The following is a 16,685-nucleotide window of genomic DNA, read 5'->3' on the forward strand; positions in this document are numbered from 1 at the left end:
AACAATTATATATACATATTTGTAACAAATTATAATATTGAGTTACTTATAACTTAGGTAATACATTTTAAAATATGAAAGTTTATACCAGTATTGTTGTTTTATTTTTATGGAGCACTATATCCGCACAAAAAATATGGTCTTTTAATGATTGTCTTTCTTATGCTAAAGAAAACAATTTGCAGGTTATTGCTTATGAATTAAAAGAAAAAGTACAAGAAACTGAATATAAAATAGCAAAAAAAAATAAATTACCTAATGTTATCGGAGGAATAGACAATTCGTTAATTTTAAATCGTTCCATCAATAAAAAAAATGATTATCAATACAGAACCATATATAACAATTCTTTAGGTATATCATCTGAAATAATACTGTATAATCAAGGTCAATTAAAAAGAACTGAAGAGAAAAATAATCTCTTATATGAACAGAATAAGTTACTTACAGAAAAAATTAAAAACGATATTTCTTTACAATTAATGGAATATTATCTTACCGTATTACTTAATAAAGAATTACTGATTGTAGATAAAAATTCTTTAGACAACAATCAACAACAACTAGACCGTAATCAAAAATTATATAATGCCGGAAGTATACCTTTGAGTACGCTGTATGAATCTAAAGCAAATTTTGCCAATGCAAAACAAAAGTATGAAACCTCACTTATAACCGTTGATAGGTCTAAGTTAAATTTAGCTCTGCTTTTACAGAAAGATTATGAAGGTTTTGAAATAGAAAATGTAATAGTTCCTGAAGATATAACAATGCCTTTGATTAATGTAAATGAGATCATTGAATATGCCTATACACACCAACCTGAAATAAAATCTTCTGAAATCGGAATTGATGCTGCAAAAAAAGATATAGATATTGCTAAAACTGCTTTGTATCCTCAAATTACAGGTAATTATAAATTAAATACTTCCTATTCCGATATTTTTGATAAAAAAGACCGTGCCTTAACAGATCAATGGTATGATAATTATTCCCATACTTTTACTGTAGGAGTTTCTATCCCAATATTTAATAAAGGGATAAACAAATTAAAAATAGAAGAAGCTAAAGTTCAACAGCTTATTCAGGAAAATGATCTGGACCAACAAAAACTTACTTTAAAACAAACTATACAAACAGCGTATTTTGATGTTAGTTCTTCTTATCAAACTTATTTAGCAGCCAAAGAATCTGTAAAATCTACTCAAATATCTTATAATTTTGCACAAAAAAGTTTTGCTGCAGGCAAGATAAATGTTTATGATCTAAATATTAGCCGAAATAATTATTTCGATGCTTTATCTAATATGCTTCAAGCAAAATATTCATTTTTATTCAGACAAAAAATATTGGATTTTTACATAGGTAAACCCTTAGAGCTTTCTTCTGCTGAAATTACAAACTCTCAAGCTCAATTTTCTACTTATAAAAATGCAGATCTAGTTCAAAATACAAATCAAAAAACTAATATGCTATCAAAAACCTCCGAAGTAGTTGCTAATGATAATCCTACTATATTTAAAGAAAAATCAAATCTAAATAATAATTCAACAATACAACAAAAAGCAACAGTAAAAACAATAGAAAAAAATCCAAATATTAATCCTAATTTTATGATAAATTCAGAAAAAAAGGATAATGAAATAGCTACGGATTTTATTAATGTAGAATCTACGAAAACAGAATCTGAAATACCATCTACAATAAATGATGCTGAAATATCTTCATCTAAAGAATCAAAGCCATCATCTAGGAACTTAAGTAAAAGAGAAGAATTAATAGAGCAAAGAAGATTACTTCTTAGCAAAGGAAGCATCAATTATAATGCTGCTGATAGGGAAAAATTAATTCAAATAAAGCAATTAAAATTGCAAAAAGAATATAATGAATAGCTAAATTATTGTCGTTCAGATAAATACAATTTTTGAATGTATTTCCCTATAATATCAAATTCCAAATTAACTTTCCCTCCTAATTTTAAATCAATTAAGTTTGTATTTTCCCATGTGTAAGGAATTATAGCGACTGAAAATTGATTGGCTATGCTTTCTACTACAGTCAAGCTAATGCCATTTACACTAATTGAACCTTTTTCTACTGTAATATGATCTCCTTCATATGTGAAGGTCAATAAAAAACTACCGTTTTGATTTTCTATAGATTTAAGCATTCCCGTTTGATCCACATGTCCTTGCACAATATGTCCATCTAAACGGTCTGATACCTTAACGCACCTTTCTAAGTTAATACGATCTCCTTCTTTAAGATCTAAAAGATTAGTTTTTTTTAAAGTTTCAGCAACGGCTGTTACTGTATAAAAATTTTGTTTAATATCAACTACAGTTAAACACACTCCATTATGGGCAATACTTTGATCTATTTTTAATTCATTCAAAAAAGAGGCATTTATAGAAATTTCCAAATTATTGTTTTCTTTTTTAAGATGAATAACTTTCCCTGTTATTTCTACTATTCCTGTAAACATAATTTACTAATTTAATTTTTCTCAAAATTACTATATTTTTCATATTTTCATTATACATATACATTTTCAATAATTTAATGATCTGTTTTCAATAATATAGTATTATATTAAAAAGAGTTATGTTCTACTTCAAATATGAATGTATATTCATATTTTTTCCTATTTTTGTTATACATTTTATCAATGAATATCTATAATTTTGAAAAATAACAAGTTAAAAGTTGGAATTAGTGTAGGAGACCCTAATGGTATTGGGGTAGAGGTTATTCTTAAAACCTTTCAGAAGAAAGAAATCCTTGAATTTTTCACTCCTATTATTTTCGCTTCTACCAAGTTGTTATCTTACCAAAAAAATATTTTTAATATCAATAACATTTATTTTCAAGGGATTTTTAAACCTGAAGAAGCAATTCCTGGAAAAATTAATGTGGTAAATTTATGGAAAGATAATGTATCTATTGAATTTGGCAAGCCTACAAAAGAAGGAATGAATATGGCTAGAACATCTTTAATTGCTGCCGTTGAGGCCCTTGAAAATAATCTTATAGATGTTTTAGTTACCTGTCCTATTAATAAAGAAGCTATTCAATCTTCTGATTTTCATTTTCCTGGCCATACGGAATATTTAGAGCATAAATTAGGAGGAAAGGCGATTATGTTACTGGAAAATGAAGATTTAAGAATAGCCATAGCAACTCATAATATTGCTTTATCTGAAGTGAATAAAAAGCTTAGCAAAGAATTAATAAAAAAACAAATTATAGCTCTTAATCATACATTAATTCAGGATTTTTGTATAGAAAAACCTAAAATTGCAGTTTTGGGGTTAAATCCTCATGCAGGCGATCATGGATTTTTAGGCAAAGAAGAACAGCAAATAATAGAGCCGGCTATTAAAGAATCTTTTGATAGAGGTATACTCGCTTTTGGACCCTATTCTGCAGATAGTTTCTTTATTCCATACATTTATTCTTCATTTGATGGGATTTTAGCTATGTATCATGATCAAGGGATCATTCCTTTTAAAACCCTAGCTTATGAAAATGGAGTAAGTTATACAGCCGGATTACCTTTTATTAGAACAGCTCCTAATCATGGAACCGCTTATTCTATTGCAGGAAAAGGAATAGCTCATGCAGGGTCTTTTGAAAAGGCTATTTTTAATGCAATAAAAATTTACAAAAACAGATCGGAATATATTGATCTTAAATCAAATGCATTACAAAAAATAAAGATAGAGGGAATAGATAGTACCATTGATGAAGATTTACCTACAGAAGATTAATTAATCAAATAAATTTTAAACTAAAAAAGTAGCTTTAGAAATTTTATCTAAAGCTACTTTTTTTGATACTTTTATTATTATAAAATTTTTTTATCTTGCTATATTAACAGCTCTCGTTTCTCTAATAACTGTTACTTTTACCTGCCCCGGATAGGTTAATTCATTCTGGATTTTTTCACTGATTTCAAAAGAAAGTTGAGAAGCTCTTTGATCATCAATTTTTTCGCTTTGAACCATTACTCTAAGTTCTCTTCCCGCTTGGATAGCATAAGCTGTATTTACACCATCAAAACTTAATGCTGCATTTTCTAAATCTTTTAATCTTTGAATATAAGACTCTACCACTTGTCTTCTCGCTCCTGGTCTAGCCCCACTAATAGCATCAGCCACTTGTACTATTGGTGCTATTAATGTTTTCATTTCAATTTCATCATGGTGTGCACCAATCGCATTTACGACGGTTGGGTTTTCTCCAAATTTTTCAGCCCATTGCATACCTAAAATAGCATGTGGAAGTTCAGATTCTTCTTCAGGGACTTTACCAATATCATGTAACAAGCCGGCACGTTTAGCAATCTTAGCATTCAATCCCAATTCTGAAGCTAAAATTCCAGCAATATTAGCTACTTCCCTAGAATGCTGCAAAAGATTTTGACCATAAGAAGATCGATATTTCATTCTTCCGACTATTTTTACTAATTCTGGATGCAATCCATGTATTCCAAGATCTATAATTGTCTTTTTACCTATTTCTATAATTTCTTCTTCTATCTGATGTTGGGTTTTAGTAACTATTTCCTCTATTCTTGCCGGGTGAATTCTTCCATCAGTTACTAAACGATGTAAAGATAATCTGGCAATTTCTCTTCTAACCGGATCAAAACATGATAACAAGATAGCTTCAGGAGTATCATCTACAATAATTTCTACACCGGTAGCAGCTTCTAAAGCTCTTATATTTCTTCCTTCCCTACCAATAATCCTTCCTTTTATCTCATCTGATTCTATATTGAAAACGGAAACTGAATTTTCAATGGCTTGCTCTGTTCCAACTCTTTGTATAGTTTGAATAATAACTTTTTTTGCTTCTGCTTTCGCGTTTAGCTGGGCTTCTTCAACTATAGCCTGAATTTGAGCTTGGGCTTTTGTTCTTGCTTCTTGCTTTAATGTTTCAACTAATTCTGCTTTTGCATCCTCTGCAGAATAACCAGAAATCTTTTCTAATATTTCTACCTGTTGTATATGCAAAAGTTTAAGCTCTTCCTGTTTTTTAGCAAAAGAATCTGCTTTGATTAAATTTTCTTGAATTGCTAAATCGAGCTGTTTCTTCTGTATATTATTCTGATGCAATTCTTCATTTAACTTCGTTTCTTTATCTTTTATCCTTTTTTCACTCTCCAACATTTTCTTTTCCCTCTGATTAATCTGTTCTTCATGCTGTAGCTTCAATTCTAAAAATTTTTCTTTAGCCTGAAGCATTTTTTCTTGCTTAGTATTTTCGGCTTTCAGTTCTGATTCCTTAACAATAGCCCTAGCCTTTTGTTCAGCTTCATTAATCAAATTTTCCCTGAATTTGTTAAGAGAACTCTTAGATAGAAAAAAACCTATAAGACCTCCCAAAAACAAGGTTGCTATCAATTCGATGATTATCGTTATATCCATAATTCTATTTAATATATATAAAAAAACCTACACTAATTCTAATAACTGATTTGAGTAAACTCCATTAATCAGGATTTAAGCTATGTTTTTTCTCTGTAATCTGCTGTTTGAAATAAATCAAATTCCTAAAAAGGAAGCAGCCCGCCATTAAAAAAACAAATCACTCGGTCAGTTTAATATCTGTTGAGTTTACTAAATTGAGTTAGAACCAATGTAGGCTATTTTGTTCTACAATTTTATATTTTTAAGATCTATTAATTTTTATTTATCCGTAGTAACTAGGTTACTAATCTTTTTTATTCTAAGCAAAATTTCACTTTTTTCTTCAGAATTTTTATTAATTAAATTCTCTAATTCTGAAGCAAGCTGCAAAGCACTCATAGCTAAAGCATCTTGTTTATCATTTATGTTATAATTATTCTCAAATGTGCTAACATATTCTTCTATCCTTTTAGCTGCTTTTCTTAATACTTCCTCTTCTTCATTTTTAACTACCAAAGGATAAGATCTTCCAGCTATCCGTATGTTAACTTTCTGAGACATTTTATTATGTATTTTGTATTTCTAAAATACAACTATCTATCTCTTTTATCATTCTATTCATCTGCAATTTCATTACTTTTTTATATTCATTATTCCCAGAAATTGCATTTATAACTTTCAATCTTTTATTTTGCTCTTCTAATTCTTTATTTAATTTTTCCTTTTGTATAAACTTATCCTCACTTTTTAAAAGAGAATCTTTTAAATATTCATTTTCCACTCTTAATGCTTCATTTTCTTTTATTAATTCATGTAATTGCAATTCCAGCATTTTGAGTTCCTGAACTATCTCTTTCATATTTTTAGAACGAAAACGTTTACTACTCTAACTCTTTTACAAAGATATAAATTTATTTTTAATTAATAAAAGTTTACTATTTTACTTTAACTCTAAGCGTTATAACTTATTATTTATTATCATCCCTTTTCTCCTATTGCTCATGGTAAGATCTTTAAACAATTATTCTTTTTTGATTTTTCTAATATTATTAGATATATTTTATAAAGATATTTATTTCATAATGTTTAATTATCTCAACAATAGTTGTTACATCTTAATAGACACTTACAAAAAAATCTGATTAAAGTTTCAACAATATTTTTTATTATTGCAAGAGCATATAATTAAATATATAACTTCATCATAATTGAAGTTATAATTCTAAGGGTTAAAATTTAAATTCGTTTTTATTTTCTTAAAAAGTTATATATCTTTGGAAGAAAAGGTTATGTAGATATATAGTCATATATTGAAAGCTTAGTTTAAATTGAAATTTAGAAATTTACCTTTTTTAAAATCATTAATAGCTAAATATAAATTTCTTCTAATCCTAATATAATCTTAATGATAAAATTAACTCAAGCAACCTCAATATCTATTTAATATCTCATTAAGATAAATATCTAATTAAAAATTATAATTAACAAATTATTATTTATCTAAATAAATACTGATCTAAAACAGACCTAGATTAAATACAAAAAACTTATATTATTCAAATTTAACTGAAAATACAAACGCTCTTGAATTAATAGATTTAAGCGCTCCTGCCCAATATGGAGGAGTTCCTTCATTATCTGCCACCAATTCATTATTAAAGAAGAATATTCCTTTAACGGAAGGAGTCATTTTAAACCTTTTAAAATAAATTTCAATTCCTGCTTCTAATTGATAGGAAAAATTATGGGTTTTCATTCTAAATGTCTGATCGGCATTATCTTGTTCTTTCTTTTCATTTGCCTGTAGGTTTACTAACCAACTAACTCCTGTTTGAATATATGGTCTTGTATTATTCCATCTATCACCATGTAAATTTATAAAAATAGGAATATCTAAATACGTAGATTTAACATTTCTTTTAACATCTTTTTCAGTTAATGTTGGTTCAATGCCATTTGCAATCTCATCGTCAATGATTTTTTGAACATTTTTAAACAGCAAATCTCTTTGAACAAAGTGCATTGAAGGTTCTAGCCTCAAATCTACCAAATCATGCACTTTCATTTTACCTATTAAACCTACAGTAAACCCTGGCTTAGTATCTACATCAATTAAAAATCTTTTAGAATCTGCTAACCCTTGATTGCTGGGATGAATTTTCATATCAAAATAATTGATCCCCAAATAATATCCCCAAGAAAATTGTTGATCATCAAAATCTGTATATCGATCCAATACGTCTCTTGAACGAAATTGGGCATTTACAGAGTAAAATAATATCAGTAATACAAGTGTGATAATTTTCTTCATAGTAGAGAAAACGTTATTTTTATTTATTTATTTTATTCCTTCATAAATAGTTACTACTCCAGAAGTATATTTTTTAAATCGGACCTCGCTAAACCCGTTTTTTAAAATTAGATTTTTCATGTCCTCGCCACAAGGCATAACATCTACTGAATTAGGTAAATAAGTATATGCTTTTGAGTCTCCTGAAATCAATTTCCCAATATTAGGCAATATTCTTTTAAAATAAAACATGAAAATCGGTGCAAATAAACCAGACGGTTTAGAAAATTCTAAAATTAAAAGCTTACCTCCTTTTTTTAAAACTCTTCCCATTTCAAAAACCCCTTTTTCTAAATCTTCAAAATTTCTAACTCCAAAAGAAACAGTTACAATATCATATACCCCATCATGAAAAGGAAGGTTTTCTGCGTCTCCTTTTACTAATTTTATTCTTTGCTGTAATCCTTTATTATTTATTTTAACCTGCCCATAATTAAGCATTTTTTGAGATAAATCCAATCCTGTTACCTGCGCATTGGTCCTTTTTGCATGTTCTATTGCTAAATCTGCAGTTCCAGTGGCAACATCCAATATCTTTTCAGGATTATAACTTATTACTTTTTTTTCTAATCGGTTTCTCCAATAAATATCTATTTTAAAAGACAACAACCTGTTTAAAAAATCATAGTTTTCAGAAATATTGTCAAACATTTGTTCAACTTGTTTCTTCTTACTTTCTGTTTCATTATAAGGTCTAACTATATTGGGCATAAATATAAATTTATGTATGATTTGCAAAAGTAATAGTTTTATTCAAAACTTTTTTGATAAAAATCTAAAAATTGATTTTCACGAAATAACTTTACCCTAGATCCTATACTGTCGGTTTTATTTATAATTTTAGGATATTTTTGATTAATATTTAAATAAAAATCCTGTATTAAAACCGTATTATATTTTTTAATTTCCCCTACATATAGCTTTCCCCCAATATATGTCTTATGTGCTTTATATAAAGAATCTAAATTTTTAATATGTCCATAATATCTTCTAAATGTATAATAGTTAGCCCGGGCAGGATTGATTAATCCTCTAGTAAAATTTTGTATATTTATAGTAGTATCCTGCAACAAAATAGTCCCATTTTCTGCAATAGATGATATTGTGTTCTTTCCTTTTTTTATTGAAACACTAAGGGTTTGCCCGGATCCTAAAATATATTTTTTGCCATTAAGAACAACAGTAATTTTTTCAGAAGTAGGATTATCCAATAAAAATTCATCTTTATTTTCTAAGAAAAATTTATACCAAAGAACGGAGAAGGCACAAATCAGTAAAGCAATTAGTAATCCTATTAATGATTTTTTATTAGACATACTTAATAAAAATTAAATACAAAGATAATAATATGATAGATTAATTAGTAATTATTACATAAATTTGTCCAATTCTATAAACGATAATTCAAAAGATATATGTTACAAAGTATCATTACAGGATCAGGGTCTTATTTACCTAAAAAAATTGTTCCCAATAGTAGTTTTGAAGGGGTAATTTTTTATGATGAAAACCGACAACCTATAACCAAACCTACCCCGGAAGTTATTCAAAAATTTGCCGATATTACTGAAATAACCGAACGAAGGTATGTAGATAATGATGATATCATGAATTCAGATCTGGCCACAGAGGTAGGAAGGTTAGCTATTTTAGATGCAGGAATAAACAAAGAGGATTTAGACTATATTATTGTAGCACATAATTTTGGAGAGATAGATGCTCATGAAAGGCAAATTCGTATAATGCCATCCATTTCTGCCCTAACCAAACATAAATTAGGGGTTAAAAATATTCATTGCAAACCCTATGATATGAATTTTGGTTGTCCCGGATGGAATGAGGGTATGATTTTAGCAGACCAGTTTATTAAAGCCGGAATTGCAAAAAAAATATTAGTAGTAGGATCTGAAACTTTATCCCGAAGCGTAGATCCTTTTGATCGTAATTGTATGATATTTTCAGATGGTGCAGCCGGAGTTGTTTTAGAAGCAAAAGAAAGTGAGGTTCCCGTAGGTATTTTAAATCATTACACACGAAGTGACAATGGAGAGGAAATTTCTTTTTTAGATACAGATACTTCTTTAAACCCAAATTATGCAGGTTCTAAAGTAAATATACGAATGAAAGGAAGAAAAATTTATGAATATGCTCTTACCCACGTTCCACAAGTCATAAAAAATGTTATTGACAATGCCGGATACGATATTAAAGACATAAACAAAGTTTTAATACATCAGGCAAATGCAAAAATGGATCATGCAATGTTGAACCGGGTTTTTAAACTATATGGTCTTGGAATTAAAGATATTCCGGAAAGAATAGCTCCAATGACTATACAAAAATTTGGAAATTCTTCTGTAGCTACCATTCCTACCATGTATGATATGATGGTAAAAGGAAATTTTGAAAATCAAACATTAAAATCCGGAGATTTGGTAATCTTTGCTTCCGTAGGTGCTGGAATGAACATTAATGCTATTCTTTATAAAATGCCTTAATTTTTCAGATATTGAAATCTTTAATAGGAATATTATTCATTAGCTCTATTTTTATAGAATTCTATTCTTATCAGGCAATAAAAACACTTACCGATAAGAAATGGATTCGTAAAACATGGATTATAATTTCCTTATCAGCTCTTTTACTTATTCTAATTTGGTCATTAAACATAGACCGTAACAATAAGACACAGGTACAGTTTCTTATGGCATTTTTTATTATCGATTATGTGCCCAAATTAGTTCTTGCCCTAGTTCTATTTATTAATGACATAATACGCTTAATCACATTTCTATTTAAGAAAATATTTTCTTCATCAAAAGAAAAGGCCTATTTCCCGGCTCGTAGAAAGGCTATAAGCACTTTAGGAATCGGTTTGGCTAGTATACCATTTTTATCCATAATAGAAGGCATCGTATGGGGTAAATATGATTTTACTGTTAGAAAAGTTCATTTGACTTTTCCTAATCTTCCAGACAAATTTGATGGGTATAAAATAGTTCAAGTATCTGATATGCATTTAGGAAGTTTTGATATAAATGCATACGATAAAGTAGCTAAAGGAATACAATTAATTAATGATCAGAACCCGGATCTTTTTTTATTTACAGGCGATTCTGTAAATAATTTGGCAAAAGAAATGGATCCTTGGTTATCATTATTACAAACCATCAAAGCCAAAGATGGAAAATATTCCATTTTAGGAAATCACGATTATGGAATATATATGCTAAAAAGCAGAAAAGATCAAAAAGCTAATACAGAAAATATACATATAAGACATCAAAAGATTGGTTGGGTTTTATTGAATAATGAGGCAGTAAAAATTTATAAAGATGATCAATACATTAACATCATTGGTGTAGAAAATTGGGGATTAGGACATTTCCCTAAATATGCAGACTTATCTAAAGCAACTAAAGATGTAAAAGAAGGCGATTTTAATATTTTAATGTCTCATGATCCTACACATTTTGATGTTAAAGTAAAAGAATTTCCTAAAAAAATGCATCTTACTCTTGCCGGACATACACATGGAATGCAATTTGGTGTTGAAATTCCCGGTATAATAAAGTGGTCTCCTATTAAATATAGATACCCTAAATGGGCAGGACTTTATCAAGACAAAGGAAGATTTTTATATGTGAATAGAGGATTTGGCTATATTGGCTTTCCTGGACGCGTAGGTATATGGCCTGAAATTACAGTTATAGAACTTAAAAAAGGTTAAAAGTATATAAAAACTAAAATCGAAAACATATGCTACAATCAATGACCGGATACGGAAAATCTGAAGTCAATACTGAAAATTTAAAAATTTCTGTTGAAATTAAAACATTAAACAGTAAATCACTGGACTTATTTACAAGAATATCTACCAGATACAAAAGCAAAGAATTAGAACTCAGAAAAATAATCGGAGACAAATTGCAAAGAGGGAAAATTGATTTTTGCCTTTCCATTGAAAATCTGGGTTCAGAAAATAATTGTAAAATCAATAAAAATGTTTTAAAAAATTATATTGCCGAATTAGAAGATCTTAATATTGAAGGAACAGCTCTAGACTTTCTTACCATGGCAATTAGAATGCCGGAAGTATTTGTTACCCAGGATTCTGAAATTAATAATGAAGAATGGGATACTATAGTAAACTGTGTAAATTTATCTTTAGAAAAAGTAATCTTATTTCGCAAAGAGGAAGGTAAATCATTAGAAACCGTTTTAAAACAATATACTTTTAATATATTAAACTATTTAAACCAAATAGAAAAGTACGAAAAAGAAAGAATAGATGCTGTTCAACTAAAATTTAAAAAACTATTAACCGAATTACAGATACAAGTAGACGAACAACGATTTCATCAAGAAATGATTTATTACATTGAAAAATTGGACATAAATGAGGAGAAAAACCGTTTACAACAACACTGTAAGTATTTTATACAAGTAATGGAAGAAAAAGAACAAAACGGAAAAAAGCTAGGTTTTATAGCTCAAGAAATGGGAAGAGAAATCAACACCATTGGTTCTAAAGCTAATCATTCTGAAATACAAAAATTAGTAGTTTTAATGAAAGAAGAACTTGAAAAAATAAAAGAACAAACAAATAACGTTTTGTAGCAATAAATATGGGACTCATTTATAATAAACCCGGAAATGATACTTTACAACTCAAAGAATTACTTCCTGGAAAATTAAAAGAAGGAAAATTAATTATATTTTCTGCTCCTTCAGGAGCTGGAAAAACAACAATAGTTAAGTATTTACTATCTAGAATTCCTAATATTTCATTTTCTGTTTCTTGTACAACACGGCCTAAAAGAGAAAATGAAATTGAAGGGAAAGACTACTATTTTATTACAAATGAAGAATTTAAGACTCATATTCAGGACGGAAAATTTATAGAATATGAAGAAGTTTATCCAGGAAAATTTTACGGCACCTTAAATTCAGAAATACAAAGACTATGGAACGAAGGCAAACATGTGATTTTTGATATAGATGTACAAGGGGGAATAAACCTTAAAAAACAATTCAAAGACCGAGCTCTTGCTCTATTTGTGGCTCCTCCATCTTTAAAAGAATTAGAAATTCGTTTAAAAAACAGAAACACAGAAACAGAAGAAAATATAAAAATACGCATAGAAAAAGCAGACAAGGAATTGTCTTATGCTAAAGAATTTGATACAATACTTATTAATGAAAACCTAGAAAAGACAAAATTAAAAGCAGAAGCTTTAGTAAAATCTTTTCTGGAAATAAACTAATCTTCCTTTATTATCCTTTTGAGGTTATATAATAGTCCAAATTATGACTACGAGGAAAACTATGAAAAAGAAAAAAAATAATTCTAATAATATCTATAAGATTTATTATTGGCTTACGGGTATTATTATTTTTATATCGCTTATATTTTTTTTTCGAACTACTATAATTATGTATTATTACATAATCAAAGAAAAATTTGATAAAAAAGAATACGTATTTAACAATTTAGAAAAAAAAAGAAAAAAATCTGAAGAATTAAAAATACAAATGACCATTAATCGGTACCGAAGTTATGCTTTCGGCATTGATATAAGCCAGCATCAGGGCAATATAAATTGGGACAGTTTAAATTTAATCAAAAAAGATCTACCCATATCTTTTGCTTTTGTACGGGCAACCCGAGGAATTTTTTATCAAGATGCTTTTTTTAACAAAAACTGGAAAAATCTTAAACAAAAAAATATTATTCGTGGCGCTTATCATTATTATGATGTAAACAAAAGTTCTACGGATCAGGCAAACAATTTTATAAATACTGTCACTTTAGAAAAAGGAGATCTCCCTCCTGTTCTTGATATAGAAGAACTTCCCAGAAAACAATCATTAACACAATTAAAAAAAGGAATACTCAATTGGTTAGAAATAGTTGAATCTAAGTATAAAATAAAACCTATCATCTATTCCAATGATGCATATTTCATACATCATATTCCCGACTTAGATCTTAGTGACTATCATATTTGGGTGGCTAATTATAACCCGAGAGACAACCCTAAACATCAGCAATGGTCTTTCTGGCAATTTTCCGAACAAGGAATTATCAAAGGAATTACTCAAAATTTTGTAGATCTTAACGTTTTTAAAGGAGATATAAATGACCTGAAAAAAATAACTCTTCATTAAAAAATAATTTTCTTTTATCAGGATAAAAAAACCACTTTTATCCCTAAAATTATAAATAAGTAATCCTATATAGCAATTATAACTTAGGTAAACTTACAAGAATAATTGTATATTGATAGTAAATACTTGACTTCGGGGGTATAAGTATTGTATATTTGCAACTTTAAAATAAAAAATAAAACATGAAAACTTCAGATTTCGATTTTAAATTACCACAGGAACTGCTGGCTGAAAGACCTTCTGAGACTAGAGACGAAGCCCGATTAATGGTAGTACATAAAAAAACAGGAGAAATAGAGCATAAATTATTTAAAGATGTAATTGACTATTTTGATGAAGGAGATGTTTTTATTTTAAATAATACTAAAGTTTTTCCGGCTCGTTTATATGGAAACAAAGAAAAAACCGGTGCGCAAATTGAGGTTTTTTTATTGCGAGAACTAGATGCAGAATCCAGAATATGGGATGTATTAGTAGATCCTGCTCGTAAAATACGAATTGGAAATAAGCTGTTTTTTACAGATGATGATAGTTTAGTAGCAGAAGTCGTAGATAATACCACTTCTCGAGGTAGGACTCTTCGTTTCTTATTCGACGGTTCTTATGAAGAATTCCGAAGAAAACTTAAAGAATTGGGAGAAACTCCTCTTCCTAAATATATTAAAAGAAAACCAGATGCTGATGATATCGAAAGATACCAAACTATATACGCAAAAGAAGAAGGAGCTGTAGCTGCTCCAACTGCTGGTCTTCACTTTTCCAAACATTTATTAAAAAGATTGGAAATTAAAGGAATTGAATTTGCAGAAATTACTTTACACGTAGGGCTTGGTACCTTTGCTTCCGTAGAAGTAGAAGACCTATCAAAACATAAGATGGAAAGCGAACAAGTAATTATCAGTGAAGATACATGTAAAATTGTTAATCATGCCATTGAAAACAAACATAGAGTTTGTGCTGTAGGTACTACTTCCATGAGGGCAATAGAAACTTCTGTTTCTGCTAATAACCGTTTAAATCCTTATAACGGATGGACCAATAAATTTATATTCCCACCCTATGACTTCGGTATTGCAGATGCTATGATTACTAATTTTCATACTCCAAAGTCTACTCTTATGATGATGATTGCAGCCTTTGCAGACTATGATTTGGTTATGAAAGCTTATAAAGAAGCTGTAAAAGAAAAATATAAATTTTATTCTTACGGAGATGCTATGCTTATTTTATAAGCAAGGTTTCTTTTCAAAAAGAATTTTATTAATTTGAAAGATAATAAAAAAGATATAAGAGCCTTAAGTTTACAACAACTTGAGGCTTATTTTTACTCCATAGGAGAAAAGTCCTTCCGTGCACACCAGGTTTATGAATGGATTTGGAGCAAAAACTCTCATTCCCTTTCAGAGATGACTAATCTTTCTAAAGCTCTAAGGGCTAAACTTAAAGAGGATTTCCTTATAAATCCGGCAGAAATTCATGTAATGCAGCGTTCTAAAGATGGAACCATTAAAAATGCCGTAAAACTCTATGACGGTAATATAGTAGAATCGGTTATGATTCCTACCGCTCACAGAACCACCGCCTGTGTATCATCTCAGGTAGGTTGCAGCCTGGACTGTACCTTCTGCGCTACTGCACGCCTTACGCGCATGAGAAACCTTACCTCTGCTGAAATTGTAGACCAGGTTGTACTCATAGATAAACAAAGCCGCGAATATCATCAAATACCTCTTTCCAATATTGTCTTTATGGGTATGGGCGAACCTTTGCTAAACTATCCGGCCGTAACGGAAGCCATCGGTAAAATAACTCAGCCCCAGGGCTTGGGAATGTCTCCTCGCCGAATTACCGTATCTACTTCTGGTATTCCCAAAATAATTAATAAACTGGCAGATGACAACCTGAAAGTTAAGTTAGCCCTATCTCTCCACTCAGCTATAGAGGAAAAAAGAAACCGACTGATGCCCTTCAGCATCAAATTTCCATTATCGGATATTATAAAATCCCTGAAATATTGGTATGCACAAACCCAAAGCCGCATCACTTTCGAATATATTGTTTGGGATGGAATTAATGACCAAAAAGAAGATATAGAGGCCTTAATTAAATTTTGCAAAAAGGTTCCTTCGAAAGTAAACCTGATTCAATATAATTCTATTGAAGAAGGGGGGTACTCTCAAGCATCCTCTCCGGTTATTGAGGCATATGTGTCTTTACTGGAGAAAAATGGAATTGTGGCTAAAATCAGGAAAAGCCGCGGACAAGATATTGATGCGGCTTGCGGTCAATTAGCCAACAAACATTAAATCTACGTTAAATAAACTGAAATAAGTTATATAATTTCTTAGTTTCATCCTTAATCTGGCCAACTCCGATAATACCGCCCGACATTCCTGTAGAAGCAGAAGAAACCAGTACAGAAAAGTGGCTTTCTCCTTCTGGTCTTATCACTATTTTAAATTTATAATACTTATGAAACGCTCCTAACATTAAACGAACCCAGCGGTTTCCTTTTATATAAATAAGATCTTTGGATGATTCTCCTTTTTTATATCCTTGCCCTCGTAGTGCAATATCAATGGAATTTTCCAGCTCACTTTGAGATGCACATTGATATACATGAGTAAATGCAGATGATGAACTCAATTTATTATTTACAAAATAACTCATAATTTAATTTTCTATGATCTATTGATCCGCGAAACTACTAAATTAGTTTTAATAAATCAAAAAGATTTAAATCGAAATAC

17 protein-coding genes are annotated in these 16,685 nt (G+C 29.4%); 9 read left to right on the plus strand and 8 right to left on the minus strand.

Annotated features, from left to right (window positions below; translation table 11 throughout):
* The first annotated feature begins 74 nt into the window (after positions 1 to 74).
* Positions 75 to 1,892 carry a TolC family protein gene (locus C4S76_RS01275; protein ID WP_105191907.1) on the plus strand — a complete coding sequence of 606 codons (1,818 nt, stop codon included), beginning with the start codon at positions 75 to 77 and terminating at the stop codon, positions 1,890 to 1,892.
* Positions 1,893 to 1,897: 5 nt separating this feature from the next.
* Here C4S76_RS01275 and C4S76_RS01280 read toward each other — a convergent pair whose 3' ends face one another.
* Positions 1,898 to 2,485, minus strand: coding sequence for a riboflavin synthase (locus tag C4S76_RS01280; protein ID WP_105191909.1), 588 nt, complete (start codon positions 2,483 to 2,485; stop codon positions 1,898 to 1,900).
* 193 nt (positions 2,486 to 2,678) lie between these two features.
* Here C4S76_RS01280 and pdxA point away from each other — a divergent pair, with 193 nt between their 5' ends.
* Positions 2,679 to 3,770: a 4-hydroxythreonine-4-phosphate dehydrogenase PdxA gene (pdxA, locus tag C4S76_RS01285; protein WP_105191911.1), complete on the plus strand. Its 1,092-nt coding sequence runs from the start codon at positions 2,679 to 2,681 to the stop codon at positions 3,768 to 3,770.
* A gap of 90 nt (positions 3,771 to 3,860) precedes the next feature.
* Here the strand turns inward: pdxA and rny are convergent, their stop codons facing one another.
* The 6 genes from rny to C4S76_RS01315 all read right to left on the minus strand — a co-directional run bounded on the left by rny (position 3,861) and on the right by C4S76_RS01315 (position 9,080).
* Positions 3,861 to 5,432: a ribonuclease Y gene (gene rny / locus C4S76_RS01290; protein ID WP_105191913.1), complete on the minus strand. Its 1,572-nt coding sequence runs from the start codon at positions 5,430 to 5,432 to the stop codon at positions 3,861 to 3,863.
* A gap of 261 nt (positions 5,433 to 5,693) precedes the next feature.
* The gene (locus C4S76_RS01295; protein WP_105191915.1) at positions 5,694 to 5,975 is read right to left on the minus strand and encodes a cell division protein ZapA; all 282 of its coding nucleotides are present in this window, start codon (positions 5,973 to 5,975) and stop codon (positions 5,694 to 5,696) included.
* 4 nt (positions 5,976 to 5,979) lie between these two features.
* Positions 5,980 to 6,273 (minus strand): hypothetical protein, encoded by a 294-nt coding sequence (locus C4S76_RS01300; RefSeq protein ID WP_105191917.1) that lies wholly within the window; start codon positions 6,271 to 6,273, stop codon positions 5,980 to 5,982.
* A gap of 693 nt (positions 6,274 to 6,966) precedes the next feature.
* Complete coding sequence (gene porT, locus C4S76_RS01305; RefSeq protein ID WP_105191919.1) at positions 6,967 to 7,725, minus strand: type IX secretion/gliding motility protein PorT/SprT; 759 nt, start codon at positions 7,723 to 7,725, stop codon at positions 6,967 to 6,969.
* 27 nt (positions 7,726 to 7,752) lie between these two features.
* Positions 7,753 to 8,475 carry a bifunctional demethylmenaquinone methyltransferase/2-methoxy-6-polyprenyl-1,4-benzoquinol methylase UbiE gene (gene ubiE / locus C4S76_RS01310; protein WP_105191922.1) on the minus strand — a complete coding sequence of 241 codons (723 nt, stop codon included), beginning with the start codon at positions 8,473 to 8,475 and terminating at the stop codon, positions 7,753 to 7,755.
* A 38-nt stretch (positions 8,476 to 8,513) separates the two neighbouring features.
* On the minus strand, positions 8,514 to 9,080 hold the full coding sequence (locus tag C4S76_RS01315) for a hypothetical protein (protein ID WP_105191924.1): 567 nt from the start codon (positions 9,078 to 9,080) through the stop codon (positions 8,514 to 8,516).
* 99 nt (positions 9,081 to 9,179) lie between these two features.
* On the opposite strand from C4S76_RS01315, the gene C4S76_RS01320 reads away from it, so the two are divergent.
* The 7 genes from C4S76_RS01320 to rlmN all read left to right on the plus strand — a co-directional run bounded on the left by C4S76_RS01320 (position 9,180) and on the right by rlmN (position 16,241).
* Positions 9,180 to 10,262 (plus strand): 3-oxoacyl-ACP synthase III family protein, encoded by a 1,083-nt coding sequence (locus tag C4S76_RS01320; protein ID WP_105191926.1) that lies wholly within the window; start codon positions 9,180 to 9,182, stop codon positions 10,260 to 10,262.
* 11 nt (positions 10,263 to 10,273) lie between these two features.
* Positions 10,274 to 11,494: a metallophosphoesterase gene (locus C4S76_RS01325; protein WP_105191928.1), complete on the plus strand. Its 1,221-nt coding sequence runs from the start codon at positions 10,274 to 10,276 to the stop codon at positions 11,492 to 11,494.
* Positions 11,495 to 11,523: 29 nt separating this feature from the next.
* The gene (locus C4S76_RS01330) at positions 11,524 to 12,384 is read left to right on the plus strand and encodes a YicC/YloC family endoribonuclease (RefSeq protein WP_105191930.1); all 861 of its coding nucleotides are present in this window, start codon (positions 11,524 to 11,526) and stop codon (positions 12,382 to 12,384) included.
* A gap of 8 nt (positions 12,385 to 12,392) precedes the next feature.
* Entirely contained in the window at positions 12,393 to 13,031 is a 639-nt protein-coding gene (gene gmk, locus C4S76_RS01335; protein ID WP_105191932.1) for a guanylate kinase, read from the plus strand.
* A 169-nt stretch (positions 13,032 to 13,200) separates the two neighbouring features.
* Positions 13,201 to 13,935, plus strand: a complete 735-nt coding sequence (locus C4S76_RS01340; RefSeq protein WP_181044016.1) for a GH25 family lysozyme — start codon at positions 13,201 to 13,203, stop codon at positions 13,933 to 13,935.
* A 182-nt stretch (positions 13,936 to 14,117) separates the two neighbouring features.
* Positions 14,118 to 15,167 (plus strand): tRNA preQ1(34) S-adenosylmethionine ribosyltransferase-isomerase QueA, encoded by a 1,050-nt coding sequence (gene queA / locus C4S76_RS01345; protein WP_105191936.1) that lies wholly within the window; start codon positions 14,118 to 14,120, stop codon positions 15,165 to 15,167.
* 33 nt (positions 15,168 to 15,200) lie between these two features.
* Positions 15,201 to 16,241: a 23S rRNA (adenine(2503)-C(2))-methyltransferase RlmN gene (gene rlmN / locus C4S76_RS01350; RefSeq protein WP_105191938.1), complete on the plus strand. Its 1,041-nt coding sequence runs from the start codon at positions 15,201 to 15,203 to the stop codon at positions 16,239 to 16,241.
* Positions 16,242 to 16,248: 7 nt separating this feature from the next.
* On the opposite strand, the gene C4S76_RS01355 is transcribed toward rlmN, so the two are convergent.
* On the minus strand, positions 16,249 to 16,605 hold the full coding sequence (locus tag C4S76_RS01355; RefSeq protein WP_105191940.1) for a hypothetical protein: 357 nt from the start codon (positions 16,603 to 16,605) through the stop codon (positions 16,249 to 16,251).
* Positions 16,606 to 16,685: the final 80 nt, after the last annotated feature.

This window comes from Apibacter adventoris (genome assembly GCF_002964965.1).
GTDB lineage: Bacteria > Bacteroidota > Bacteroidia > Flavobacteriales > Weeksellaceae > Apibacter > Apibacter adventoris.